This window comes from Lysobacter sp. SCRH-1R, from assembly GCF_057747855.1.
In genome coordinates, this window is sequence record NZ_CM173227.1 from 2,561,272 (window position 1) to 2,586,159 (window position 24,888).

The following is a 24,888-nucleotide window of genomic DNA, read 5'->3' on the forward strand; positions in this document are numbered from 1 at the left end:
GCCATGCACCGCATCGACACACGACCTTTGCGAAGCGACGACTGGCCGGTCGTCGAAACGCTGTTCGGCCCGCGCGGCGCGTGCGGCGGCTGCTGGTGCATGTGGTGGCGCGTGCCCAAGGGCGGCCGGACATGGGACGCCGCGAAAGGCGAGCCCAATCGCCGCGCGTTTCGCGGAATCGTCAAGGCTGGCGAGGCCTCGGGCGTGCTGGCGTTCGTGGAAGGCGAGCCCGTGGGCTGGTGCGCCATCGGTCCACGCGCCGACTTTCCGCGCGTGGATCGAAGCCGTCCACTGGTACGCGACTGGACCGCCACGACGTGGTCGCTCAATTGCCTCTTCGTACCGGCACCATGGCGCGGCCAGGGCGTGGCACGGGCACTGGTCGCCGCCGCGGTCGAACTTGCGCGACACGGCGGCGCGACCGAGATCGAGGCCTACCCGCAATCGCTCGCCCCCGGCGAGCGCCAGGCCGGAGCATTCGTCTGGACCGGCGTGCCGTCCCTTTATGAGCCGTTGGGGTTTCGCCGCCTGGGCCCGCCGGGACGCGGCCGGGCCCTGTATCTGCTGGAACTCGCCCGCCAGCCGTTTGCCGCGGCGCAGCACGGCCCCGCATAATCGGGAGGTTCCGGCCGCGCGCCGGTCTGCCGTCCAAGTTCTGCTGGAGTCCCCATGAGCGACGTCGTCATCGTCGGTGCCAAGCGCACCGCCATCGGTTCCTTCCTCGGCCAGTTCACCGGCGTCCCGACACCGGCGCTGGGCACGGCCGCCATCAAGGGCGCGCTGGAGCACGCCGGCGTCGCCGCCGACCAGGTGGACGAGGTCATCATGGGTTGCGTGCTGCCGGCCGGCCTCGGCCAGGCGCCGGCCCGCCAGGCCGCGCTGGGCGCCGGCCTTCCCACCTCCGCCGGTTGCACCACCGTCAACAAGGTGTGCGGTTCGGGCATGAAGTCGATCATGCTCGCGCACGACCTGATCAAGGCCGGTTCGGCCAGTGTCGTCGTCGCCGGTGGCATGGAGTCGATGACCAACGCGCCGCACCTGCTCAACAACTCGCGCACCGGCATCCGCTATGGCAGCGCGGAGTTCCTCGACCACATGGCGTGGGACGGCCTGACCAATCCGTACGACGGCAAGGCGATGGGCGTGTTCGGCGACATGGCGTGCGAGAAGTACGGCTTCGATCGCGAAGCGCTCGACGCGTACTCGGCCGAAAGCGCGCGTCGTGCGCAGGCCGCGGTGAGCGGCGGTGCGTTCACGGACGAAGTCGTGCCGGTGACGGTCAAGGGTCGCAAGGGCGACGTCGTCGTCGACACCGACGAGGAGCCGGGCAAGATCGACCTGGCCAAGATCCCGACGCTGCGCGCGGCGTTCGGCAAGGAGGGCGTGCTGACCGCCGCCTCGTCCTCCAAGATTTCCGACGGCGCCGCGGCGACGGTGCTGATGAGCGCCGAGGAAGCCGGCAAGCGCGGCCTGCAGCCGCTCGCGCGCATCGTGGCGCATGCGGGCCACGCGCAGGCGCCGGAGTGGTTCACCACCGCACCGGTGAAAGCGATTTCAAACGTGTTGGCCAAGGCCGGCTGGTCGGTCGGGGACGTTGACCTGTTCGAGGTCAATGAGGCGTTTTCCTGTGTGGCCATGGCGCCGATGAAGGACCTGGGCATCTCGCACGAGAAGCTCAACGTCAACGGCGGCGCTGTTGCCCTGGGGCATCCGATCGGCGCCAGTGGCGCCCGCCTGGTGGTGACGTTGCTGCACGCGTTGCGTGCACGTGGCGTCAAGAAGGGTGTGGCGTCCCTGTGCATCGGGGGTGGCGAAGCTACCGCTGTCGCCATCGAGCTGCTATAAGGCGTTAAAAACGCATTACTCAAAAAAAACCGGCCAAGCCGCTTGACACGCGTCACCGGCTTGTCATCATGTTATTGACGCGCAATTGCGCGTTGCCTAACTAACGACGAGGATAAAAATCATGACCTTCAACAAGGCGCTGATCGCCCTGGCTATGGTTGCCGCTCTGGCCGCCTGCTCGAACCAGAAGCAGGCTGACGAAGCCGCTGCCGACGCCGCCGCTGCTTCGACCGAAGCCGCTGCTGCCGCCACCGACGCCGCTGCTGCTGGCGACGCCGCTGCTGCCGACGCTGCCCAGGCCGCTGCCGACACCGCTGCCCAGGCTGCTGACGCCGCCGCCGCTTCGGCCGACGCCACCGCCGCCGCTGCTGCTCCGGCCGCTGCCGACGCTGCTGCCGACGCCGCTTCGCAGGCTGCCGACGCTGCCGGCCAGGCTGCTGACGCCGCCACGCAGGCTGCCGATTCTTCGAAGGAAGAAGAGAAGAAGTAATCACTCCGGGCAAGCGATTGCCCAGGTGACTTCCTCTCGAAAAAGCCGCCGGATCTCCGGCGGCTTTTTCATTTGTCGCGACTGCATTCGCATGCAGTCGAAAGCAGTCGTTGTGCATCGAGATGACGCTCCGCTTTCGACCCTCGCCGGTCATGCGCCGTTTCGAAAGCGCCCGCTCCGGGCATCGCCACGCACGCGTTTCCTGGCGATTCATGTCGAACGCCGCGCGCGTCGTCGGCAATGACTTTTTCTTCGCGCCCGCGCTGTCATCGTCCGCCCCGGCTGGGAACCCACCCCGTCACACGGAGAACCCCGATGAACACCAAGCTTTACGTCGCCATCGCCATGACCGCCGCCGCGCTGTCGCTGTCGGCCTGCAATCGCGCCGACACGCAGAGCGAAGCCGCCGAAGCCGCAGCCGCCACCGACCAGGCGGCCGACGCGACCGCCAACGCCGCCCAGGAATCGGCCGAGGCCGCAGCCGCCGCCACCGACGAAGCCGCGCAGCGCGCAAGCGTCGCCGTGGACAATGCCGCCGAGCAGTCGCGCGAAGTCGCCAACGATGCCGCCGCCGGTGCCGCTGCCGCCACGGCCGACGCCGCGCAGGCCACCGCCGATGCGGCGAGCAAGGTCGCCGAGAAGGCCGATGCCGCCGCGGAGAAGGCCGACCAGGAAGCCGCCGAACGCAAGTAACGCACGCAACGCGTCGCTTTCGAAAGGCCCGCCCCGCGCGGGCCTTTTCTTTGCACAGGTGGCGCGCAAACGTCCCATGTCAGTGCGTCTGCCACATCGCACGGTTGGCCGCACCCCGCCCTTTGTGGTCTGATGCCGCATCTTCCGCACGCTGTCGCATCGATGCCCGCGCTGACTTCCCACATCGATCCCCGTTCGCAGGAATTCCAGGACAACGTCGCCTACCATCGCGCGCTGGTCGACGAACTGGATGCCCGCCTCGCCCGCGCGGCCGGCGGCGGCGGCGAAAAGGCGCGTGCGAAGCACACCGAACGCGGCAAGCTGCTCGCGCGCGATCGCATCACCGCCCTGCTCGATCCGGGTTCGCCCTTCCTCGAAATCGCACCGCTCGCCGCCGAAGGCATGTACGACGATGCGGCGCCCGCGGCGGGCATGGTCTGCGGCATCGGTCGCGTCATGGGGCAGGAAGTCGTGATCGTCGCGAACGACGCCACCGTCAAGGGCGGCACCTACTTCCCCATGACGGTGAAGAAGCACCTGCGCGCGCAGGAGATCGCACGCGAGAACCGCCTGCCCTGCGTGTACCTCGTCGATTCCGGCGGCGCGTTCCTGCCGCTGCAGGACGAGGTCTTCCCCGACAAGGAACACTTCGGCCGCATCTTCTACAACCAGGCGCGGTTGAGCGCGGAAAACATCCCGCAGGTCGCCGTCGTCATGGGCTCGTGCACCGCCGGCGGCGCGTACGTGCCGGCGATGTGCGACGAATCGGTCATCGTCAAGGAACAGGGCACGATCTTCCTCGGCGGCCCGCCGCTGGTGAAAGCCGCGACCGGCGAAGTGGTCGACGCCGAAGCGCTCGGCGGTGCCGACGTGCATACCAGCGTGTCGGGCGTGGCGGACCATTTCGCCGAGGACGACCGCCATGCGTTGCAGATCGCGCGCGACATCGTCGGCACGTTCAATCGTCGCAAGACGCTGCCGGTCGCGGTGCGCGAGTCGCGCGACCCGGCGTTCCCCACCAGCGAGTTGTACGGCATCGTGCCGAAGGACACGCGTCGCCCGTTCGACATCCGCGAAGTGATCGCGCGCGTCGTCGACGGCAGCGAGTTCCAGGAATTCAAGGCGCGCTACGGCAAGACGCTGGTCACCGGCTTCGCGCACGTGCACGGCTATCCGGTGGGCATCGTCGCCAACAACGGCATCCTGTTCGCCGAGAGCGCGCTCAAGGGCGCGCATTTCATCGAACTGTGCAACCAGCGCGGCATCCCGCTGGTGTTCCTGCAGAACATCACCGGCTTCATGGTCGGCCGCAAGTACGAGAACGCCGGCATCGCGAAGGACGGCGCGAAGATGGTGACGGCCGTGGCGTGCTCGCACGTGCCGAAGTTCACCGTCGTCATCGGCGGCAGCTTTGGCGCGGGCAACTACGCGATGTGCGGCCGCGCATACGGCGCGCGCTTCCTGTGGATGTGGCCCAACGCGCGCATCAGCGTGATGGGCGGCGAGCAGGCCGCCAGCGTGCTGGCGACGGTGAAGCGCGACGGCATCGAAGCGGCCGGCAAGTCGTGGTCGAGCGAAGAGGAAGACGCGTTCAAGGCGCCGATCCGCGAGCAGTACGAATCGCAGGGCAACCCGTACTACGCGACCGCGCGCCTGTGGGACGACGGCATCATCGACCCGGCCGATACGCGTCGCGTGCTCGGCCTGGCGCTGTCGGCCAGCTTCAACGCGCCGATCGAAAGCGCGCCGGGCGACGGCAGTACGCGCTTCGGCGTGTTCCGCATGTAAGGCGGGCGCGCGCACCGCACATTGGAACGTGACGCAACCGGGGGAGTTGCAGCAGATGATCGTGGGTATCGATTTGGGGACGACCCATTCGCTGATCGGCGCGTATGGGGCGACGGGGAGCCGCCTGTTCCGCAATGCGCTGGGCGATGTCCTCACGCCGTCGGTGGTGAGCCTGGACGATTCCGGCGTGCTGGTCGGCCGGGCCGCGCGCGAACGGCTGGTGAGCCATCCGCAGCGCACCGTGTCGAACTTCAAGCGCTGGATGGGTTCCTCCCGCGAGACGCGACTGGGCGAGCGCACGTTCCGCCCGGAGGAACTCTCGGCGATGGTGCTGCGTTCGCTGATCGCCGATGCCGAAGCCGAACTGGGCGAACGCGTGCGCGAGGCGGTGATCAGCGTGCCTGCGTATTTCTCCGACGCGCAGCGCAAGGCCACGCGCACGGCCGGCGAGCTGGCCGGCATCAAGGTCGAACGGCTGATCAACGAACCCACCGCCGCCGCCCTCGCCTACGGGCTGCAGGACCGCGAGGGCGAAGGACGCTTCCTCGTGTTCGACCTGGGCGGTGGCACGTTCGACGTGTCGATCCTGGAAGTGTTCGAAGGCGTGGTCGAAGTCCATGCGAGCGCGGGCGACAACTTCCTCGGCGGCGAGGATTTCCTCGACGCGCTCGTCGAAGCGTTCTGCACCGACCACGGACTGCGCTCGCGCGAGCTGCCCGCCCACGAGATCGCGCAGCTGCGCCGTCGCCTGGAGCAGGCCAAGCGCGAGCTGAGCAACCGCGCGGATGCAGCCGTGCAGGTGCAGATCGCCGGGCGCACGCTGGACTGGAGCGTGGACGAAGGCCGCTTCGCCACACTGTGCGAACCGCTGCTGCAACGCATGCGCGGTCCGCTGGAACGCGCGATGCGTGACGCGCGCCTGCAACCCACGCAACTGGACGAGATCGTGCTGGTCGGCGGCGCGAGCCGGATGCCGCAGGTCGCGCGGCTGGTCTCGCGCATGTTCGGCCGCCTGCCTCTGCGGCACGTCAATCCGGACCAGACGATCGCGCTCGGCGCGGCCGTCGCGGCCGGGTTGAAATCGCGCGACGAACGGCTGGAGGAAATCATCCTCACCGACGTGTGCCCGTACACGCTGGGCACGCAGGTCTCGCGCCGCGATGGCGACGGCCAGGTGCGTGCGGGCTTCTTCCATCCGATCATCCAGCGCAACAGCACGGTGCCGATCAGCCGCGAGGATTCGTTCTACCCGATCGACGACGCGCAGAAGCGCCTGCTGATCGACATCTACCAGGGCGAAAGCCCGATGGTGGCGAACAACATCAAGCTCGGCGAGATCGAGGTCGCGCTCGACGGCAAGCGCGGCGCGGCCGAGAACGGCGTGACCGTGCGCTTCACCTACGACGTCAACGGCCTGCTGCAGGTGGAAGTGAAGGAGCATTCCACCGGCAAGGTGCACGAACTGGTGCTGCAGCAGAATCCGGGACTGCTCGATGCGGACGAAGTCCGCCGGCGACTGGCGGCGCTCGCGGAGCTGAAGATCCATCCGCGCGATCAGCACGAGAACCTGTCCGTCCTCGCGCGCGCCGAGCGGCTGTACGAGGAATACATCGACCAGCGCGCGATGCTGCAGGAGTGGATCGGCCGCTTCCGCGGCGTGCTGGAAACGCAGGACACGGACCTGGTCACCGACCACCGCCGACAGCTGCACGAAGCCCTCGACTCGCTGGAGGCGAACGCCTGATGTGGGCGCTCGACGTGCTCGGGCTTCCGGGCGATGCCGACGAGCGCGCGATCAAGCGCGCCTACGCACGGCAGCTGAAGCAGACGCGGCCGGACGTCGATCCGGAAGGCTTCCAGCGACTGCACGACGCGTATCGCTACGCACTGGACCACTCGCGCGATCGTGCGTGGCAGGACGACGTCGAGACGGACCGAACGCACGAGGAACCGTTGGCCGAGACCACCCAGGCGTCGGCCGAGCTCCAGGCGCCTTCGATCATCGACGGCGAACCGCCGCTCGCGTCGCACATCGAAATCCCGACGCCTTCCGTCGCGGCCACCGAACCCGCCGTCGAACCGCCGGCGCACGCCGCATCGGAGGTCGCGGACGAAGGCGAGGCGCTCGATCTTCCCGCCTTCCTCGACGACTGCATCGCGCACCTCACGCAGGACGATCCGGCCTCGCTGCGCCGCTGGCTCGAAGCGCAGCCGGTGTTGTGGTCGCTGCAGATGAAGCCGCAGATCGGCCGCTGGCTGCTGCAGGCGCTCGACGAACGCGCGCCGGCGATGCCGGCCGCCAACTTCGACGAGATGCTGCGCTTCTTCGACATGGACCACGTGCTCAGCGGGGTGGACGCGTGGTTCCTGCACAGCCTGCGCGCGCAGTTGCGGCTCAGGCACGAACTGCTGCCGGGCCACGAATACGATCTGGCCAACCGCGTGGCCGCGGGCACGGCGTACCACGAACGGCTTCCGCTCGTGCGCCGGGCGATGCGCCAGCTGCGCAAGCCGTTCTCGTGGGACGGCGCGCTGTGGTTCGCCCTGCCCTACGGGCGCGCGCCGCAGATGCTCCGCATCGTGAACAACCTCGACGATGGCCGGATCGATCGGCTCGGCGAGACCATCGACGTGCGGCAGGCGCAGTTCTGGCTCGATGCGGGCGACACCTCGCGCATGTCGACGGCGCGACGCGCGGTCGTCATGGCGCGCTGCGCCGCGGTGGTCTGGGCGGTCGGGCTGATGGCGCTGGCGGTCCGCTGGCTCGTGGCCGACATCGCGCCGCAAGAACGCGGCGCCGAGGCGCTGCAGGCGGCGCTGCTGCTCGCCGGTGGGCCGGTCCTCGCCTACGCGCTGTGGGAGGTCTGGCACGCGGTCCGGGCGTACGTGCGCTGGCAATGCGCGCCGGAAGGCGCTCCCGTGCGCTGGCCGATGTTGCGGCTGCTGTGGGTGCCGCTGCTCGCGGGCCTGGCCGTGGTCGACTACCAGTTGGGGTACACGGCCGCCGCTGCGTGGCTGGGGCTGCTCGCGTGCGTGACGGGCCTGTTGCGTCTGGGCGGGCGCGCGAACCTGCGCCTGAGCTTCGTCGGCTGGCGGATCCTCTTCGTGCTTCCGTTCCTCAAGGGCATCTTCGGGCTCGGCGCGCTGGCGATCGTGTACCCGTTCGTGAGCGCGGGACTCGGCACGACGTTCTGGCTGATCGACGCGATCCGCCATGCGCGCGTGCTGTGGAACGACGCGCGTTCGCGCTTCGCCCGCGCTGCGGCGGATTCAGGCACGTGATCGGCACATGAACGGCGCGTTCACGCCGACGATTGGGTGAGAAGTGTCACACCGGGGGTGGATCGACGGGCGTAGCCTCGGGTGGGTTGCACCCCACTCATTGCACCCCCGTGCATTGCCCCGCCCCTGCCAATCGAGGAAGTGCGTCATGGCGATCTTCAATTCCCCACAGCCCTCCGCCCCGAAGCGCGACAACGCCGCCGCGCCGAACACCCCGCCCGAATCCGCGCTGCCGAAGGAACCGGCACGCGACGAGTTTTCCTTCGGCGCGCCGAAGCCCGCGGCCGCCACGGCCCCCGCGCCTGCGCCGACGCCGTCGTCGAGCCCGCGTCCGGTCGAGCGCGAAGGCAAGGAGTCGGTGATCGCCGCCGACCTGTCGATCGAAGGCAAGATCAACGGCGCCGGCCACATCCGCATCGCCGGCCGCTTCAAGGGCGACGTGCACGTCGAAGGCGACCTCACCATCGAAGTCGGCGCGAAGGTCAACGGCGGCGTGCGTGCGCGCAAGGTCGTGATCGCCGGCGAGCTCGAAGGCAACGTCGAATCCGCGCAGCGCGTGGAACTGCTGGAAGGCGGCGTGGTGATCGGCGACGTCAAGGCCGGCGTGGTGAGCATCGCCCCGGGTTCGCGCATGCGCGGCCAGGTCGACTTCGGCTTCGACGATCGCGACACCCGCACCGCCGGCAAGCCCGACAAGGGCGAGAAGGCCGACAAGTCCGACAAGGGCGAAGCGAAGGCCGAGGCGTCCGCCGCGTCATGAGCCTGGCGCGCCCCGGTACGCCCGGCGCGACGCGGACGTGCCCGCACTGCAAGACGACGATCCTGGAAAGCGCCAACGTCTGTCCGTCGTGCCGGCACCACCTGCGTTTCGATCCGGACGCCGTACAGTCCGCGCAACTGCGGTCGGTGCCGCTGCGCGTGGAGGGCACGATCAAGCCGCCGCCGGGCGACAACGCGCTGGAGTACTCGGTGGTGCTCACGATCCGCAACGCCGATGGCGAGGAAATCGATCGCCAGGTGATGGGCGTGGGCGCGCTCTTCAGCGACGAGGAGCGCTCGTTCACGCTCGAGGTCGAGGCGGTGGAAGTGCGCGGCTATCGGGCTCGGCGGAGGCACTGAGTGCTTTCTACCCCCTCCCCTGCGGTGCAGGGGAGGGTTGGGGGGAAGTGCGCACCAGGAGCGCCCGGCGTGGCGGCGTAACGCCCCTACCGATCAGTGCCGCTTGGGCTCCGACGGCCCGCAGCTGTTACATCCTCCGCACGCACCATCGTTCGACATGGCCGGCGGCGCGATCCGCCGTCCGAGCTTCTGCAACCACGACGCGCGCCCATCGCGCACCATCGGAACCGCGACCGCCACGCGCAACCGGCGCACCGCGTTCGGGAACTGCCGCTTCGCGACGAACCATGCGCTGGCGATCACCGCCACGGCGATGATCGCGTACTGCACGAGCAGGCCCGCGTCCATCGTCAGCCCGCGCCCAGCGCCACGGCGACGTGGTACGTCACGAACGACGCCAGGTACGCCAGTCCGAACAGGTAGCCGGTGGCGATCGTCACCTGCTTCCACGAGTTGGTCTCGCGCTTGATCGTCGCCAGCGTCGAGATGCACTGCGGCGCGTAGATGAACCACACCAGCAACGACAGCGCGGTGGCCAGCGACCACGAGCCGGTGATGATCGGCGACAGCGCCTGGGCGGCGGCTTCGTCGTTGGCGGCCGACAGCGCGTACACCGTCGCCAGCGAGGACACCGCGACTTCGCGCGCGGCCAGGCCGGGGATCAGCGCGATGCAGATCTGCCAGTTGAAGCCGATCGGCGCGAACACCGCCGTGAGTGCGTGGCCGATGCGGCCGGCGAAGCTGTAGTCGATCGCCGGGCCCGTGGCGCCGGCCGGGGGCGCCGGGAACGTCAGCAGGAACCACAGCAGGATCGTCAGCGCGAGGATGATGCCGCCGACGCGGCGCAGGAAGATCCACGCGCGTTCCCACAGGCCGATCAGCAGGTCGCGCGGATGCGGGATGCGGTACGACGGCAGTTCGAGCAGCAGCGCATGCTCGCTCTTGTCGCGGCGCCACTTCTTCATGATCCATGCGACCGCCAGCGCGCTGGCGATGCCCGCCGCGTACAGCGCGAACAGCACGAGGCCCTGCAGGTTGAGCAGGCCGCCGCCGACCTGCCGCTGCGGGATGAACGCACCGATCAGCAGCGCGTACACCGGCAGGCGCGCCGAACATGTCATCAGCGGCGCGACCAGGATGGTGGCGAGACGGTCGCGCGGATCCTGGATCGAACGCGTCGCCATGATGCCCGGCACGGCGCAGGCGAAGCTCGACAGCAGCGGGATGAACGAGCGCCCGGACAGGCCCGCCTGCGACATGAGCCGGTCGAGCAGGAACGCCGCGCGCGGCAGGTAACCCGATTCCTCCAGCGCGAGGATGAAGGCGAACAGGATCAGGATCTGCGGCAGGAACACGACCACGCTGCCAAGGCCGGCGATGATGCCGTCGACCAGCAGGCTGCGCAGCGGACCGTCCGGCATCGCGTTGTCGAGCGTTTCGCCGAGCGCACCGGTGCCCGCTTCGATCAGGTCCATCAGCGGCGTCGCCCAGGCGTACACGGCCTGGAAGATCAGGAACATCACCACCGCCAGCGACAGCAGGCCCAGCACCGGATGCAGCAGCCAGCGGTCGAGCGCGTCGTCCACCTCGGCGGTGCGGCGCGGCATGGTCACCGCGAGCGACAGCAGGCGGCGCGTTTCGGCGTGCAGCGCGTCGGGATCGTGGACGAGTTCGGCCGGCAGGTGCGTCGTGGGTTCGTGCAGCTTCTGCGCGACGCGGTCGAGCATCGCCACCAGCTCGCGCGCGCCGCCGTTGCGCACGGCGACCGTCGGAACCACCGGCACGCCGAGTTCGCGTTCCAGCGCGGCCAGATCGACTTCGATGCCGCGACGCTTGGCGGCATCCATCATGTTGACGGCCAGCACCATCGGTCGGCCCAGCTCTCGCACCTCGAGCGCGAAACGCAGATGCAGGCGCAGGTTGGTCGCATCGACCACGCACACCAGCACGTCGGGCGCGGGTTCGCCCGGATAGAAGCCGCGGCACACGTCGCGCGCGACGGCCTCGTCCAGGCTCGCCGCGTGCAGGCTGTACGCGCCGGGCAGGTCGAGCACCGCGTAGCTGCGGCCCGACGGCGCATGGAAGCGGCCTTCCTTGCGCTCGACCGTGACGCCGGCGTAGTTGGCGACCTTCTGCCGGCTGCCGGTGAGCTGGTTGAACAGCGCGGTCTTGCCGCAATTGGGGTTGCCGATGAGCGCGACGCGCACGCTCTGCGTCGCCTCGCTCCTGACCGCCGCGCCCGGGACGACGCTGTCGACGGCGCTCATGCGACGGCTCCGGCGACGGCGTCGTCGAGCAGCACCTGCACCCGCGCGGCCTCGGTGCGGCGCAGCGCGAAGCGGGTGAAGCCGACCTGCACCAGCAGCGGCTCCCTGGCGACGGGACCCGCGGCCATCACTTCCACGCGCTCACCGCGCACGAAGCCCAGCTCGCGCAGGCGGCGGGCGATCGCGTCGTTGGGCGACTGGTCCTCGACGGCATCGACAGTGGCGGCGGTACGGCGTGGCAGTTCGGACAGCTTCAAGGTTCACCTGTGGGCCGATCCGGCGCGGGAGCGACGAGGCGGCAAGATGGGAATCGTTCTCAATTGTAGCACCCGGATGCGGCCGCGGCCGGTCGCGGCACGGCGGTCGGAGGGCAGCGGCTATCATTCGCCAGACTCCAACAAGCATCCCGGCCGATGACCAATCCGCTGTTGAACCTGCGCGAAGGGCCCGTCGCCCGCCTGCGCCTGAATCGCCCGGAGCTGCACAACGCCTTCGATGCCATGCTGATCGCGGCCCTGACCGGGGCCCTGGAGGCCGTAGCCGAGGACGATAGTGTCCGCGTGGTGGTGCTGGAAGGCGAAGGTCTCTCGTTCTCCGCCGGCGCGGACCTCAACTGGATGCGCGGCATGGCCGCCGCCAGCGAGGAAGCCAACCGCACCGATTCCCTCGCCCTCGCCCGCCTGATGCGGACCCTGGACGAACTCCCCCGCCCGACCATCGCCCGCATCCAGGGCGCGGCCTTCGGCGGTGGCGTCGGGCTGGTGGCCTGCTGCGACATCGCCATCGCCTCGGCCGACGCGAAATTCGGCCTGACCGAGAGCAAGCTGGGCCTGCTGCCGGCGGTGATCTCACCCTATGTCATCGACGCGATCGGCCCGCGCCAGGCGCGGCGCTGGTTCGCCACCGCCGAAATCTTCGATGCCGCCACCGCGCTCGAGATCGGCCTGCTGCACCAGGTCGTCGCGGGCGAGGCGCTCGATGCGGCCGTGCAGCGCCAGATCGACCTGCTGCTGAAAGCCGGCCCGCACGCCAGCGCGCAGGCGAAGGCGCTGGTGCGCCGCGTCGCGTTCGAACGCGACCGCGATCGTCTGGATCACGACAACGCCGCGCTGATCGCGCGCCTGCGCGTTTCGGACGAAGGGCAGGAAGGCCTCACCGCTTTCCTCGACAAGCGCAAGCCGCGCTGGTGCCAATAAACGGGAGGACCGCGATCATGCTCGACCACACCGGCATCACCGTTTCCGACTACGCGCATTCCCGCGCCTTCTACGAACGTGTCCTCGGCGTACTCGACTACGGCGTCGTCATGGACGTCACGAAAGAGCAGACCGGAGGCTACGAAGGATGTGGCTTCGGCCCCGAAGGCAAGCCCGCCTTCTGGATAGGCACCGGACAGACACCAAGCACTGGCGTGCACATCGCCTTCGTCGCCGCCTCGCGCGCGGCCGTCGACGAGTTCCACGCCATCGCCCTGCAGCATGGCGCGCGCGACAACGGCGCGCCCGGCCTGCGCCCGCATTACCACCCGAACTATTACGGCGCCTTCGTCATCGACTTCGATGGCAACAACATCGAAGCCGTGTGCCATCGTCCCGAGTGACCTCATGCCCCAACAGCGCCAGTTCGAAAAGATCCTCATCGCCAACCGCGGCGAAATCGCCTGCCGCGTCATCCGCACCTGCCGGCGCCTCGGCATCCGCACCGTCGCGGTGTATTCGCAAGCCGACGCCGACGCGCAGCACGTGCGCCAGGCCGACGAGGCCTACGCCATCGGCGGCCCGCGTCCGCAGGACAGCTACCTGCGTGGCGATGCGATCATCGAAGTCGCACTGAAGTCCGGCGCGCAGGCGGTGCATCCGGGCTACGGCTTCCTCAGCGAGAACGCCGATTTCGCCGATGCCGTCGAAGCGGCGGGCATCGCGTTCATCGGTCCGAAAGCGGCGTCCATGCGCAAGATGGGCAGCAAGGCCGGCGCGAAGGAACTGATGCAGGCCGCCGGCGTGCCGGTCGTCCCGGGCTACACCGGTGAGGACCAGTCGCCCGAACGCCTGCAACGCGAGGCCGACGCCATCGGCTACCCGCTGATGATCAAGGCCGCGCACGGCGGCGGCGGCAAAGGCATGCGCATCGTGCGCGAAAGCGCCGAATTCGCCGCGAACCTGCAAAGCTGCCAGCGCGAAGCGGCCAACGCGTTCGGGCGCGACCGCGTCCTGCTCGAACGCTATGTCGAGAAGCCGCGCCACATCGAGATCCAGGTCTTCGCCGACACGCACGGCCATGCGATCCACCTCAACGAGCGCGAGTGCTCGGCGCAGCGCCGCTACCAGAAGGTGCTGGAGGAATCGCCCTCGCCGTTCCTCACGCCGCAACTGCGCCGCGCGATGGGCGACGCCGCCGTGCTCGCCGCGCGCGCGATCGACTACGTGAACGCCGGCACCGTCGAATTCATCGTCGGGCAGGACGGCGGTTTCTACTTCATGGAAATCAACACGCGCCTGCAGGTGGAGCATCCCGTCACCGAAATGGTGACCGGACTCGATCTGGTCGAATGGCAGCTGCGCGTGGCTGCCGGAGAAGCGCTGCCGCTCGCGCAGGACGCCATCGCCCAGGACGGCCACGCGATCGAAGTGCGCCTGTACGCCGAAGATCCCGACGCCGGTTTCCTGCCGGGCTCCGGCACGCTGGAACGCCTGCGCCTGCCGCGTCCCGGCGAAGGCGTGCGCATCGATCCGGGCGTGATCGAGGGCGACACCGTCACGATCTTCTACGACCCGATGATCGCCAAGCTCATCGTCCACGCCGCCGACCGTCCCGCCGCACTGGCGCGGCTGCGCGCGGCGCTGGCGGCGTGCGACATCGCCGGACCGAAGTCGAACGTCGAATTCCTCGAACGCCTCGCACGTCACCCCGCCGTGGTGGATGGAACCATCGACACCGGCTATCTCGACCGCCATCTCGACGAATTCCTGGCCCCCGCCGCTGAGGATGCCAGCGAGCGCCTGCTCGCCGCCGCGACCGTCGTGCTGCTCGCGCAGGAGCGCGACACGCGCCAGCGCGCGGCGGCATCGGGCGATCCGACCTCGCCCTGGGCCATCGCCGACGGCTGGCGCCTGGGGCATGGGGGCCATCGCAGCCTCGCCTTCCTGCAGGGCGACATCCGCCATGAGCTGCACGCGCAGGGCGCGGCCGGCGAATACCGGATCGAGCTGGGCGGCCAGTCCCATGCGGTCGAAGGCGCCCGCATCGGCGCCGACGGCACGCTGAGCCTGCGCATTGGCGGACATGGACGCCGATTTACGTTCGAACTGGATACGCTGGCCGAAGGACGCCAGCGTCTGGTGGTGCACGACGGCGAACGCCGCCTGCGCCTGCTGGGGGTGCCGATGTATCGTCACGAGCGCAGCGGAGGCGGCAACGCCGGCCACCACGTGCTCGCGCCGATGCCCGGCCGCGTGGTGCTGGTGAAGGCCGCCGAAGGCGATACGGTGGAGTCCGGTCAGGAGCTGATGGTGATCGAAGCGATGAAGATGGAGCTCAGCCTGAAGGCGCCGCGCGCCGGCACCGTCGCGCAGGTGCGCGCCGCCGCGGGCGATTTCGTCGAGGCCGACGCCGTGCTCGTCGCGCTGGCGCAGGACGAATGAGGCCGTCCGCGATGAAGTCGACCGTCCGCATCGTCGAAGTCGGCCCGCGCGACGGGCTGCAGAACGAGAAGGCGACGATCGCCACGGCCGACAAGATCGCGCTGATCGATCGCCTGTCCGACACCGGCCTTCGCAGCATCGAGGCGACCAGCTTCGTCAGCCCGAAGTGGGTGCCGCAGCTGGCCGATGCGGCGGAGGTGTTCACCGGCATCCACCGCAAGCCTGGCGTGCGCTATCCCGTGCTGGTGCCGAACGAACAGGGTTACGAACGCGCCCGCGCCGTGGGCGTGGAGGAGATCGCGGTGTTCACCGCGGCGTCCGAAGCGTTCAACCGTAAGAACATCAACGCGTCCATCGACGAATCGCTGCAGCGCTTCGCGCCGGTGATGGAACGCGCGCGCGCCGACGGCGTCGCCGTGCGCGGTTACGTATCGACCGTGCTCGGCTGCCCGTACCAGGGCGAGGTGCCACTGAGCGATGTGGTGCGCGTGGCGCGTGCGCTCCACGAAATGGGCTGCTACGAGATCTCGCTCGGCGACACCATCGGCGTCGGCACGCCCGGCAAGGCGCGCGCGATGCTGCTGGCGGTCGCGTCCGAAGTGCCCATCAACGCGCTGGCCGTGCATTTCCACGACACCTACGGACAGGCGCTGGCGAACGTTCTGGCGTGCCTGGAGGAAGGCGTCGCCGTCGTCGACGCCGCGGTGTCCGGGACGGGCGGTTGCCCGTACGCGAAGGGCGCCAGCGGCAACGTGGCGACCGAGGACGTGGTGTACATGCTGCACGGCCTCGGCATCGAGACCGGCATCGATCTTCCGAAGCTGGCCGACACCGGCCGCTGGCTCGCGCAGCTCCTGGGGCGCGAGACCGGCAGCAAGGTGGGCAAGGCGATCGCAAGCACCTGACGGCCCGCCCAAATGACGCGACGCACGCCCGCGCAGGACACCGCCCCGCCCCAACCGGCGGATGCGAAGACCACGCTGGCGGCGCTGGAGGAAGCCGCGCGCGATCGCACGCTTCCCGCGCAGACGCGCGAACTGCTGCTGCAGGCGCATGAGTCGCTGTCGCGAGCGCTGGCCGAATGCGAGGCCGAACGCGCCCGCTATCGCACGCTGTTCGATGCCGTGCCCGATCCGGTCAGCATCATCGCGTGGGACGGCACGGTGCTCGATCTCAACAAGGCCGGCATGGACGCCTATCGCCGTCCGCGCGAGGAAATCGTCGGCAAGCCGATCGAGACGCTCAATCCCGACCTGCCGCAGGACCACATGGTCCCGGTGTGGGAGACGCTCAACCGCGGCGGCACCTACGTGGTGGAAGTCACCAACATGCGCGGCGACGGCACGCGCTTCCCGGTCGAGGTGCACACCGCCGGGCTCACGTTCGACGGCCGCAAGGCGATGGTCGCCGTCGCGCGCGACCTCAGCAGCCGCCACACCGCCGAACTGCGCTACCGCGAGCTGATGGAAGCGGTGGACCGCGGCATCCTCGTGCAGGACGCGGACCTGCAGATCACCTACGCCAACGTCGCGGCGATGAAGATCCTCGGCGTCGGCGAGGACGAACTGGTGAACGACGCGCTGCGCGCCGACCAGTGGCTGGTCGTGGACGAACGCGGGCGCGAACTGCCACGCGAACGCTATCCGTCCACGCGCGCGTTGCAGACCGGCCGCATCATCGAGAGCACCCTGCTCGGCCTGTACCACCGCACGCGCCAGCAGCTGATGTGGCTGTCGGTGACGGCCGTGCCGCAGTTCCCGCCGGGCGGCGACAAGCCGCAGCAGGTGCTGTCGATGTTCTCCGACGTCACCACGCTCAAGCGCGACAGCACGCTGTTCGATCGCGCGCAGAGCATGGCGCACATCGGCGGCTGGGAATGGGACGTCGCGCCGGACCGGCTGTACCTCACCGAGGAAGCGCAGCGCATCCTCGGCCACCGGCCCGCGCCCGAAACCATCGAAGGCATGCTCGCGTGCCTGCGTGGCGACGACCGCGACCGCCTGCGCGCGGCGCTCGGCCAGGCGATCTCCTTCGGCCGCAACCTCGACCTGGAAGTCCAGGGCCATCGCGCCGACGGACGTTCGTTCTGGGTGCGGGTGATCGGCGAAGCCGAAGCCGGCGATCCGCTCAACTCGCGCCTGACCGGCACGCTGCAGGACATCACCGAACGCAAGCACGACGAGGAAACCCTGCGCGTGCAGGCGCGCAGCGATCCGCTCACCGGACTGCTCAATCGCGACGCGGTGCTGGCCGAACTGGAAAGCCGGCTCGACGATCCGCTGCGCTCGCAGCTGGCGGTGCTGTATGTCGATCTGGATCGCTTCAAGGTCGTCAACGACGTGCTCGGGCACGCGGCGGGCGATCGCCTGCTCGCATCGGCCGCGCGTCGCATCCAGCGCGCGATCGGCAACGAAGGCCTGATCGCGCGTTTCGGCGGCGACGAGTTCCTGATCCTGTGCGACACCGGCAGCGATCCCTCGCGCCCGGAACGGCTGGCGGATGCGATCCTGGAAATCTTCGGCGACAGCTTCCGCCTGGACGGCGAGGAATTCAGCATCACCGCGAGCATCGGCATCGCGCAGGCGCCGCTGGACGGCGTGCGTTCGCAGCAGCTGATCCAGAGCGCCGACGTGGCGATGTACGACAGCAAGCGTCGCGGTCGCAACGGCTGGCAGACCTTCACCCCGGAACTGGCCGAGCAGCAGCTGCATCGCCTGCAACTGGAAACCCACCTGCGCCGCGCGGTGAACAACGAGGAATTCCATCTCGTCTACCAGCCGCAGGTCGAGATGCGCAGCGGTGAAGTGGTCGCGGTGGAGGCGCTGATCCGCTGGCGCAACCATTCGCTGGGCGAGATCCGCCCCGACCGGTTCATCGATCACGCCGAGACCACCGGCGACATCGTCGGCATCGGCGACTGGGTGCTCAACGAGGCCTGCCGGCAGATGCGCGAATGGCAGGACGCGGGGCTGAAGATCCCGCGCGTCGCGGTGAACGTCTCGTACCGGCAGTTCCTCGGCGAGGACCTCGCCAGCACCGTGGGCGCGGTGCTCGCCGAATACGGCCTGCCCGGCCATGCGCTGGAACTGGAGTTCACCGAGCGCGTGCTGATCGAGGACGCGCCGGACACGCTGCGCACGTTCGCGGCGCTTCGCCAGCTCGGCGTGATCCTGACGATCGACGATTTCGGCGAGGGCTACAGCGCGCTGAACTATCTGCGCCGGTTGCCGATCCACGGGCTCAAGCTCAGCCAGCTGTTCGTGCAGGGCGTGCCGGACAACCAGTCCGACGTGGCGGTCTGCCAGGCCGTCGCCGGCATCGCGCGGAGCCTTGGGCTGGCGCTGGTCGCCGAGGGGGTGGAGACCGGACACCACCGCGACTTCCTGCTGGACCTGGGCGTCGAGGTCGGACAGGGGTTCCTGTTCGCGCCGGGGCTGACGCCGGAGGAGGTGCGGGAGCGGTATCCGACGGTGGGGGTGGCCTGAGTTTTTGCAGCCCGGGTACGCGAAGCGCACCCGGGGACCCGCTGCGTTTCCGATGGCGGCGTGCGCGCTGGGCGATCGCTGCGCTCCGATCGGGCGCAATTGGCCGGCCACTTCCCCTCCCCCCGCATCCGCAGGGGAGGAAGCGCGCTGCGGGGACGGGTATTCAAACGCTAAAATCCCGCCTTTCCGCGTCCCAGGACCCACGCCCATGCAACTCGATTCCGTCCGCGCCATCGTCACCGGCGGTGTTTCCGGCCTCGGCCTCGCCGTCGCCCAGCACCTCGTCGCCAGCCGCGGCAAGGTGGCCCTGTTCGACGTGAACGACGAGAAGGGCGCTGCCGCCGTCGCCGAACTGGGCGAAGCCAACGCGCGCTACTTCAAGACCGACGTCACCAGCGAAGCCGGCGTCGTCGCGAACGTGAAGGCCGCCCGCGAGTTCCTCGGCGGCCTCAACGTCGTCATGAACTGCGCCGGCATCCTCGGCGCCGGCCGCGTGCTGGGCAAGGAAGGCGCGATGCCGCTGTCGCAGTTCCAGTCCACGGTGATGGTGAACCTGGTCGGCAGCTTCAACGTCGCCAAGGCCGCCGCCGAACTGATGCAGCACAACGAAGCCGGCACCGACGGCGAGCGTGGCGTCATCGTCAACACGGCATCCGTCGCCGCATACGAGGGCCAGATCGGCCAGGCCGCGTACTCGGCGTCGAAGGGCGGCGTGGTCGGCATGACCCTGCCGATGGCGCGCGAACTGGCGCGCTTCGGCATCCGCGTCATGACCATCGCGCCGGGCGTGTTCTGGACGCCGATGGTCGACGGCATGCCCGACTCCGTGCAGCAGTCGCTCGCCGCCTCGATCCCCTTCCCCTCGCGCCTGGGCCAGCCGAAGGAATTCGCCGACCTGGTCGCCTACATCCTCGGCAACACCTACCTCAACGGCGAGACGATCCGCCTGGACGGCGCGACGCGGCTGGCGCCGAAGTAAGCCGGGAATCGGCAGTGGGGAATGGTGAATCGTGAAAGCGAAAGCGCCTCCCCATTCGATGCAGCCCGCTTTACCCATTCCCTGTTCCCGATTCCCCATTCCCGAAAAAAGCCATGAAAGCCTACGACGTAAAGAAAGGTAACGTTGTCGAGTACAACAACGCGGTCTACCAGATCCGCGACATCGAACGCAGCTCGCCGCAGGGTCGCGGCGGCAACGTCAAGTTCCGTTTCACCATGTACAGCGTGCCGGGCGGCACCAAGCTCGACGTGAGCATGGGCGCGGAGGACGAACTGAAGGAAGTCGAGCTCAGCCGCCGCCAGGCGACGTTCTCGTACAAGGACGGCGACGCGTTCGTGTTCCTCGACGACGAGGACTACACGCCGTACACGCTCGATGCCGACGTCGTGGGCGACCTGGCCGGCTACATCGTGGCCGACCTCACCGGCTGCTACGTGCAGATCATCGACGACGCGCCGGTCGCGCTGCAGCTGCCTCAGAGCGTGGCGATCGAAGTCGTCGAGACGCCGCCGGAACTCAAGGGCGGCACCGCCACCAAGCGACCGAAGCCGGCGAAGCTGTCGACCGGCATCGAGATCATGGTCCCCGAGTACATCGGCAACGGCGAACGCGTGCTGGTGAACACGACCACGGGCGAGTTCGCCGGCCGCGCCGACTGATGAGCGTGGAGCGCTACCTGCGCGAACGCTTCCTCGACGCCGATGCGTTCGCCGCGGCGTGCGGCATTGGCGCCGACGAACTGTCGGCGCTGATCGAACGTGGCCTGGCGCCCCGCCCGGCGTATGTGATCGATGAGGCCGGGCGCATGCGCTCGTTCGTATTCGGCGAGATCGAATCGCCGGGCGCGCCCGCAGGTCGCTGGTTCAACCGGCGCAGTACGCATTGGGTCGCACGCGCGCGCGACGCGCTGGCGGCGCACGACGGCGATGCCAACGCGGCTTCGGATGCGTTGCAGGCCCGGTTTCGTGGGGCATACCTGCAAGCGCTGCGCGAATCGCATGCGATCGACGGCCCCATCCCTGGCTTCGTCGACGGCGCAGGCCACTTCGACGAAGCGTCCTTCGATGCGGAGTTCGCATCGATCTGGCGCCATTTCCTCGAAGGCACCTACGGCCTGTGCGTCGCCGATCCGCAGGACGAAGCGCACATCGTCGCGAAGGAAGCCGCGCAGGCGCGCCTCACCCGCCTCACCGCGAACGGCACGCGGCGCGATTACGCCGGCGACGAGAAGGCGCGCGTGCGCGATCTCATCGCGCGTTACGAAACCCTGTCGATGCCGTTCGCGCCGGCCGAATACGCGCGCAGCAGCCGCAAGCGGCTCATCGAGGATGTGCGCGGCGCTCTGATCAACGAGTGCGGAGGAACGAGTAACGAGTGACTAGGCGTCGCCTCACTCGTTTTTCGTTCCTGTTTTTTCTGTTCCTGTTTCCTGGTTCCTGTTTCCTCGTGCCCCTGCCCTTCAGGGCAACCGCAGTCCGCCCTGCTCCGCATGCAGCGCGCGCAGGCGCGAGCCAAGCCGCTCCGTGTTGTCGGCGATCGCGTCGAGACGATCGCGCTGATCCGCGCCCATCCACTCGCGCGCGCCCCGTTCCAGTTCCGCACGCACCGTCTTCAGTTCCGATACCAGCGATGCGCTGCGATCTTCCAGCGCCGCGCGTTCGTCCGCCTGTGGCACGCCGTAACCGGCATCGTCCAGCAGGCGCGAAGGCCGGCCGAGGTACACGCTTTCCTCCAGCAGGCGACGCACGGCGTCCGGTGCATCGCCCTCGTCGCGGTTCGATGCGAGATACCGCCGCTTGAGCGTCTCGCGCACCTGCGCCAGCGCGCGCCGCTGCGCCGCCTGTTCGAGCAGCAGCAGCGCGGCGCTCGCGCGCAGATCGGCGCGTTCGATCCACGGCCGGCGTTGTCCGGGCGAAAGATCCATCCATTGTTCGACGGAGCGGTACGGCAGCGACAACGACGCCTTGGCGGTCGCATAAACCTGCCCGAAATACGCGCCTTGCGATTGGAAGCGATAGCCCAGCCGCAGCGCTTCCGCACGATCCTCCAGCACCGACGCGTCCGCCACGCCGGCATTCTCCAGCCGTCGCAACAAGCCGGTAGGCGTGATGCTGCCGATGCCCTGCCCGGCGAGCCTGGGCACGCCGTCGTGCAGCAGCTTCCAGGTTTCCGCGGCGCAGTTGTTGCCGAGGAAGTAATAGCGACCGTCGTAACTCCAGTGCAGCTGCGCCGTGCGTTCGAGCACCGCCGCGATCTCGTCGCGCGAAAGCCGCAGCGGCACCGAGCGGAGGCCGCGCAGTTCGACCCGGGTGTATTCGTCGATCACCTGCTCCATCGGCAGCACGAACAATCGCGAGGGATAGCGACCGCTGAGCCCGCGCCAAGTGGAAATCTGCACGTCGTCGACGAACGCGCGGAACGAGAGCACGCGATGGTGCGCCAGATCGAGCCGGCAATCCGGCCCCGGCGCGCGGCCGGGCGCGCACACCACCAGGCGCAGCATGCTGTGGCCCCAGCGGCTCATCGGCTGCGCATTGCCTTCGGCGAGCAGGTAGTCGATGGCGTAGACGCGCGCGGGATCCAGCGTCGCCAGCGCGCCGCCCTGGCGTTCGCCCGCGTCCACGTAGACCAGGTCGTCCGCGCAGGCGTCCGGTGCGGCCGTCGAAGCGCCGACGCGTTCGCGCAGGTAGCGCGCCATCGCCGGACGTCGGCAGGCGTACTGCGGATCGAGCGCGTAATGCTCCAGGTTCACTGCGAAGTATTCGGACGGCGCGTGCAGTTCGTAGGCATCCGGCGTGCGGTCCACGAAGCGGTTTTCGTGCACCCGTCCGGCCACGCGCGTGGTCAGCCGCGTCGCGCGGACCTGCCAGCCGGCGAGATCGAGGAAACGCGGATCGCGCGAGATGCCGAGCGCGCGATCGTGGAAATGCGCCAGTTCGTGCAGCACCGTCGCGAGCGCGTCGCGCCTGGCCGGTTCGTCGTGTGGCTGGAGCAGCGGCGGCAGCAGCGTGCGGTTGAGCAGCAGCTCCGACCGCCTGGCGCGGCCGTGCACCCGGGCATCGAGCGCCGATGTCCAGCGGACGATGATGTCGGGGCCCGACGCTGCGCGCAGGGCGTCGGGAAGGCGCGACCGCGCCTCGTCGAGGAGGCGCTGCGTGGCGGCGGTTTCGTCCGGGGTCAGCCCGGTGGTGTCGAGCCGCAGCGCCGCCTGTGCGCCACCGGCCCAGAGCGTCGATACCAGTACCGCCGACGCCCATCCCGTCGAAAGAAGGCCGCCGCGGATCGCTCCGCGACGGCCGGCGAACTTGCTCACTTCGCGAGGATGGCCTGCGCGAGTTCCAGGTCGCTCGCGTCGCGCGCCTGCGGCACGTGGTCGCGCAGGTGGCGCAGCGCCGCTTCCAGCTGCGCGTCGCGGATCGCGCCGTCGCTGGCGACGAAGCCCGCCGCGTCGTCGCGCGCCGCCAGCACCACCTTGTCGTCGCCGCCCGAGCTCGAATCGGAGCTGGCGTCGCTGGACGCCGAGCTGCCGCCGGCGGACGTACCGGCGCTGGTGCCGGCGAAGCTGGAGGCGAAGGCGGCCGGCGTGGCGGCCATCAGGGCAAGGGTGAGCAGCAGGGTGGAACGCTTCATCAGGATTTCCCGGTTCGATGGAAGGCCGCAGGGCGCGGCCGGCGCGTGAAGGGTACCGGGTTGCGGGCGGAAAATCGGTGCGCGGGGCCGCGTATCGCAGGCATGTTCATCTGCCGCCCGGTTGCGCGCGGGGCGCGGTCACGCGTCGAACACCTTCCCCGGATTCAACACCCCCGCCGGATCGAGCACCCGCTTGATCCCGCGCATCAGCTCGATCTCCGCCGCCGAGCGGGTGCCCGCCAGGTAGGGCTTCTTGACCAGCCCGATGCCGTGCTCGGCCGAGATGCTCCCGCCGTGGCGCGCAAGCGCATCCGACAGCAGCTGCGTGACGTGCTCGCACTGGCCGACGAACGCCGTGTACTCCGCATCGTCCGGCTTGAGCACGTTGATGTGCAGGTTGCCGTCGCCGATATGGCCGAACCAGACCACGTCGAACTTCGGGTACTCGCGCGCCAGCAGCGCCTGCGTCTCGGCGAGGAACGCCGGCATCGCCGAGATCCGCACCGACACGTCGTTCTTGTACGGCTTGTACTTCGCCAGGCTCTCGGTGATGCCCTCGCGCAGGCGCCACAGCTGCGCGGCCTGCGCGTCGCTCTGGCTGATCACGCCATCGCTGACCAGCCCGTTGTCCAGGCAGTGTTCGAAGGCGGCCATCGCGGCGGCGGCTTCCGCGTCGTCGCCCGCCGCGAACTCGGTGACGACGTAGAACGGATGGACCTCGTCGAACGGCTTCTGCGCGCCATGCGCGAGCACGTGATGCAGCGCGCGGTCGGTGAAGAACTCGAAGGCCTCCAGCGTGAGGCGTTCGCGGAACGCGGCGAACACCTGCATCAGCGATTCGAACGACGGCAGCGCCAGCAGCATGACGTTGGTCGGCGGCGGCGGATCGGTCAGGCGCAGCGTCGCCTCGACCACGATGGCGAGCGTGCCTTCCGAGCCGATCATCAGCTGGCGCAGGTCGTAGCCGCTGGAGTTCTTGATCAGCGCGCGATTGAGCTCCAGCACCTCGCCCGTCCCGGTGACGACCTTCAGCCCGGCGATCCATTCGCGCGTGTTGCCGTACCGGATCACGCGGATGCCGCCAGCGTTGGTCGCGATGTTGCCGCCGATCGAACACGAACCGCGTGCGGCGAAATCGACCGGGTAGACCAGGCCGTGTTCGCGCGCCGCGTTGTGCACGGCCTCCAATGCGATGCCCGCCTGGACGGTGAGCGTGCGGTCGATCATGTCGAAGTCGAGCACGCGGTTCATGCGTTCCAGGCTCAGCACCAGTTCGCCGTTCGCCGCGACCGCGCCGCCCGACAGCCCGGTGCGACCGCCGGAAGGCACCACCGCCACGCCTTCCCCGACGGCCCAGCGCACGACTTCGGCGACCTCGTCCACCGACGACGGCAACGCGATGGCCAGCGGCGCGGGCGTCCAGCGGCGGGTCCAGTCGCGACCGTAGTGCTCGGCGTCGGCCGGATCGGTGGTCAGGCGAAGGCCCGGCGCACGTGCGAGCAGGCGTTGCAGGCGGGGTTCGAACGGGCTCGGATCGGTCATGGCAGGCGGGCGGACAACACGGCCGGACGGGACGGCCAGCCTGCCACCGGCCCCGCGCCGGCGTCCAGTGATGCACCGCAGCAACCGGGCCGGATTTCTGACATAG

At 69.2% G+C, this 24,888-nt stretch carries 23 protein-coding genes; 17 read left to right on the plus strand and 6 right to left on the minus strand.

Features of this window, described 5'->3' with window-relative positions:
* Nucleotides 1–3: 3 nt before the first annotated feature.
* The 9 genes from AC3ANK_RS11595 (at nucleotide 4) to AC3ANK_RS11635 (ending at nucleotide 9,217) form a co-directional block, all read left to right on the plus strand.
* Entirely contained in the window at nucleotides 4–615 is a 612-nt protein-coding gene (locus AC3ANK_RS11595) for a GNAT family N-acetyltransferase (protein WP_484171242.1), read from the plus strand.
* A 54-nt stretch (nucleotides 616–669) separates the two neighbouring features.
* Nucleotides 670–1,845 (plus strand): thiolase family protein, encoded by a 1,176-nt coding sequence (locus AC3ANK_RS11600; protein ID WP_484171243.1) that lies wholly within the window; start codon nucleotides 670–672, stop codon nucleotides 1,843–1,845.
* A 121-nt stretch (nucleotides 1,846–1,966) separates the two neighbouring features.
* On the plus strand, nucleotides 1,967–2,335 hold the full coding sequence (locus AC3ANK_RS11605; protein WP_206860952.1) for a hypothetical protein: 369 nt from the start codon (nucleotides 1,967–1,969) through the stop codon (nucleotides 2,333–2,335).
* Between the two features lie 315 nt (nucleotides 2,336–2,650).
* On the plus strand, nucleotides 2,651–3,028 hold the full coding sequence (locus tag AC3ANK_RS11610) for a hypothetical protein (protein WP_206860953.1): 378 nt from the start codon (nucleotides 2,651–2,653) through the stop codon (nucleotides 3,026–3,028).
* A gap of 162 nt (nucleotides 3,029–3,190) precedes the next feature.
* Nucleotides 3,191–4,816: a carboxyl transferase domain-containing protein gene (locus tag AC3ANK_RS11615; protein ID WP_484171244.1), complete on the plus strand. Its 1,626-nt coding sequence runs from the start codon at nucleotides 3,191–3,193 to the stop codon at nucleotides 4,814–4,816.
* Nucleotides 4,817–4,871: 55 nt separating this feature from the next.
* A complete protein-coding gene (locus AC3ANK_RS11620) occupies nucleotides 4,872–6,560 on the plus strand; it encodes an Hsp70 family protein (RefSeq protein WP_484171245.1) in 1,689 nt (562 codons plus the stop codon).
* Nucleotides 6,560–8,098, plus strand: coding sequence for a J domain-containing protein (locus AC3ANK_RS11625; RefSeq protein WP_484171246.1), 1,539 nt, complete (start codon nucleotides 6,560–6,562; stop codon nucleotides 8,096–8,098). Before AC3ANK_RS11620 ends, AC3ANK_RS11625 begins: the two co-directional genes overlap by 1 nt.
* Before the next feature lie 148 nt (nucleotides 8,099–8,246).
* Nucleotides 8,247–8,858 (plus strand): bactofilin family protein, encoded by a 612-nt coding sequence (locus AC3ANK_RS11630; protein ID WP_206860957.1) that lies wholly within the window; start codon nucleotides 8,247–8,249, stop codon nucleotides 8,856–8,858.
* Complete coding sequence (locus tag AC3ANK_RS11635) at nucleotides 8,855–9,217, plus strand: hypothetical protein (protein WP_206860958.1); 363 nt, start codon at nucleotides 8,855–8,857, stop codon at nucleotides 9,215–9,217. Before AC3ANK_RS11630 ends, AC3ANK_RS11635 begins: the two co-directional genes overlap by 4 nt.
* A gap of 93 nt (nucleotides 9,218–9,310) precedes the next feature.
* Here AC3ANK_RS11635 and AC3ANK_RS11640 read toward each other — a convergent pair whose 3' ends face one another.
* The 3 genes from AC3ANK_RS11640 to AC3ANK_RS11650 are packed head-to-tail and all read right to left on the minus strand — an operon-like array spanning nucleotide 9,311 to nucleotide 11,741.
* Nucleotides 9,311–9,565 carry a DUF6587 family protein gene (locus AC3ANK_RS11640; protein WP_484171247.1) on the minus strand — a complete coding sequence of 85 codons (255 nt, stop codon included), beginning with the start codon at nucleotides 9,563–9,565 and terminating at the stop codon, nucleotides 9,311–9,313.
* A 2-nt stretch (nucleotides 9,566–9,567) separates the two neighbouring features.
* A complete protein-coding gene (gene feoB, locus AC3ANK_RS11645; RefSeq protein ID WP_484171248.1) occupies nucleotides 9,568–11,484 on the minus strand; it encodes a ferrous iron transport protein B in 1,917 nt (638 codons plus the stop codon).
* The gene (locus tag AC3ANK_RS11650; RefSeq protein ID WP_206860961.1) at nucleotides 11,481–11,741 is read right to left on the minus strand and encodes a FeoA family protein; all 261 of its coding nucleotides are present in this window, start codon (nucleotides 11,739–11,741) and stop codon (nucleotides 11,481–11,483) included. Before AC3ANK_RS11650 ends, feoB begins: the two co-directional genes overlap by 4 nt.
* 156 nt (nucleotides 11,742–11,897) lie before the next feature.
* On the opposite strand from AC3ANK_RS11650, the gene AC3ANK_RS11655 reads away from it, so the two are divergent.
* The 8 genes from AC3ANK_RS11655 to AC3ANK_RS11690 all read left to right on the plus strand — a co-directional run bounded on the left by AC3ANK_RS11655 (nucleotide 11,898) and on the right by AC3ANK_RS11690 (nucleotide 20,988).
* The gene (locus tag AC3ANK_RS11655) at nucleotides 11,898–12,680 is read left to right on the plus strand and encodes an enoyl-CoA hydratase-related protein (protein ID WP_484171249.1); all 783 of its coding nucleotides are present in this window, start codon (nucleotides 11,898–11,900) and stop codon (nucleotides 12,678–12,680) included.
* Nucleotides 12,681–12,697: 17 nt separating this feature from the next.
* On the plus strand, nucleotides 12,698–13,084 hold the full coding sequence (locus tag AC3ANK_RS11660) for a VOC family protein (protein WP_206860963.1): 387 nt from the start codon (nucleotides 12,698–12,700) through the stop codon (nucleotides 13,082–13,084).
* A 4-nt stretch (nucleotides 13,085–13,088) separates the two neighbouring features.
* On the plus strand, nucleotides 13,089–15,125 hold the full coding sequence (locus AC3ANK_RS11665; RefSeq protein ID WP_484171250.1) for an acetyl/propionyl/methylcrotonyl-CoA carboxylase subunit alpha: 2,037 nt from the start codon (nucleotides 13,089–13,091) through the stop codon (nucleotides 15,123–15,125).
* A gap of 11 nt (nucleotides 15,126–15,136) precedes the next feature.
* Nucleotides 15,137–16,030: a hydroxymethylglutaryl-CoA lyase gene (locus AC3ANK_RS11670; protein ID WP_206860965.1), complete on the plus strand. Its 894-nt coding sequence runs from the start codon at nucleotides 15,137–15,139 to the stop codon at nucleotides 16,028–16,030.
* A gap of 12 nt (nucleotides 16,031–16,042) precedes the next feature.
* A complete protein-coding gene (locus AC3ANK_RS11675; protein WP_484171251.1) occupies nucleotides 16,043–18,610 on the plus strand; it encodes a sensor domain-containing protein in 2,568 nt (855 codons plus the stop codon).
* Between the two features lie 208 nt (nucleotides 18,611–18,818).
* The gene (locus AC3ANK_RS11680) at nucleotides 18,819–19,589 is read left to right on the plus strand and encodes an SDR family NAD(P)-dependent oxidoreductase (protein WP_484171252.1); all 771 of its coding nucleotides are present in this window, start codon (nucleotides 18,819–18,821) and stop codon (nucleotides 19,587–19,589) included.
* Nucleotides 19,590–19,702: 113 nt separating this feature from the next.
* Nucleotides 19,703–20,269, plus strand: coding sequence for an elongation factor P-like protein YeiP (gene yeiP, locus AC3ANK_RS11685; RefSeq protein ID WP_158987810.1), 567 nt, complete (start codon nucleotides 19,703–19,705; stop codon nucleotides 20,267–20,269).
* A complete protein-coding gene (locus AC3ANK_RS11690; RefSeq protein WP_484171253.1) occupies nucleotides 20,269–20,988 on the plus strand; it encodes a DUF6058 family natural product biosynthesis protein in 720 nt (239 codons plus the stop codon). The genes yeiP and AC3ANK_RS11690 overlap by 1 nt, the downstream gene beginning before the upstream one ends.
* 81 nt (nucleotides 20,989–21,069) lie before the next feature.
* Here AC3ANK_RS11690 and AC3ANK_RS11695 read toward each other — a convergent pair whose 3' ends face one another.
* The 3 genes from AC3ANK_RS11695 to AC3ANK_RS11705 all read right to left on the minus strand — a co-directional run bounded on the left by AC3ANK_RS11695 (nucleotide 21,070) and on the right by AC3ANK_RS11705 (nucleotide 24,782).
* Nucleotides 21,070–22,923: a DUF7844 domain-containing protein gene (locus tag AC3ANK_RS11695; RefSeq protein WP_484171254.1), complete on the minus strand. Its 1,854-nt coding sequence runs from the start codon at nucleotides 22,921–22,923 to the stop codon at nucleotides 21,070–21,072.
* A complete protein-coding gene (locus tag AC3ANK_RS11700) occupies nucleotides 22,920–23,240 on the minus strand; it encodes a DUF2388 domain-containing protein (protein ID WP_484171255.1) in 321 nt (106 codons plus the stop codon). Before AC3ANK_RS11700 ends, AC3ANK_RS11695 begins: the two co-directional genes overlap by 4 nt.
* A gap of 138 nt (nucleotides 23,241–23,378) precedes the next feature.
* On the minus strand, nucleotides 23,379–24,782 hold the full coding sequence (locus tag AC3ANK_RS11705; RefSeq protein ID WP_484171256.1) for an FAD-binding oxidoreductase: 1,404 nt from the start codon (nucleotides 24,780–24,782) through the stop codon (nucleotides 23,379–23,381).
* Nucleotides 24,783–24,888: the final 106 nt, after the last annotated feature.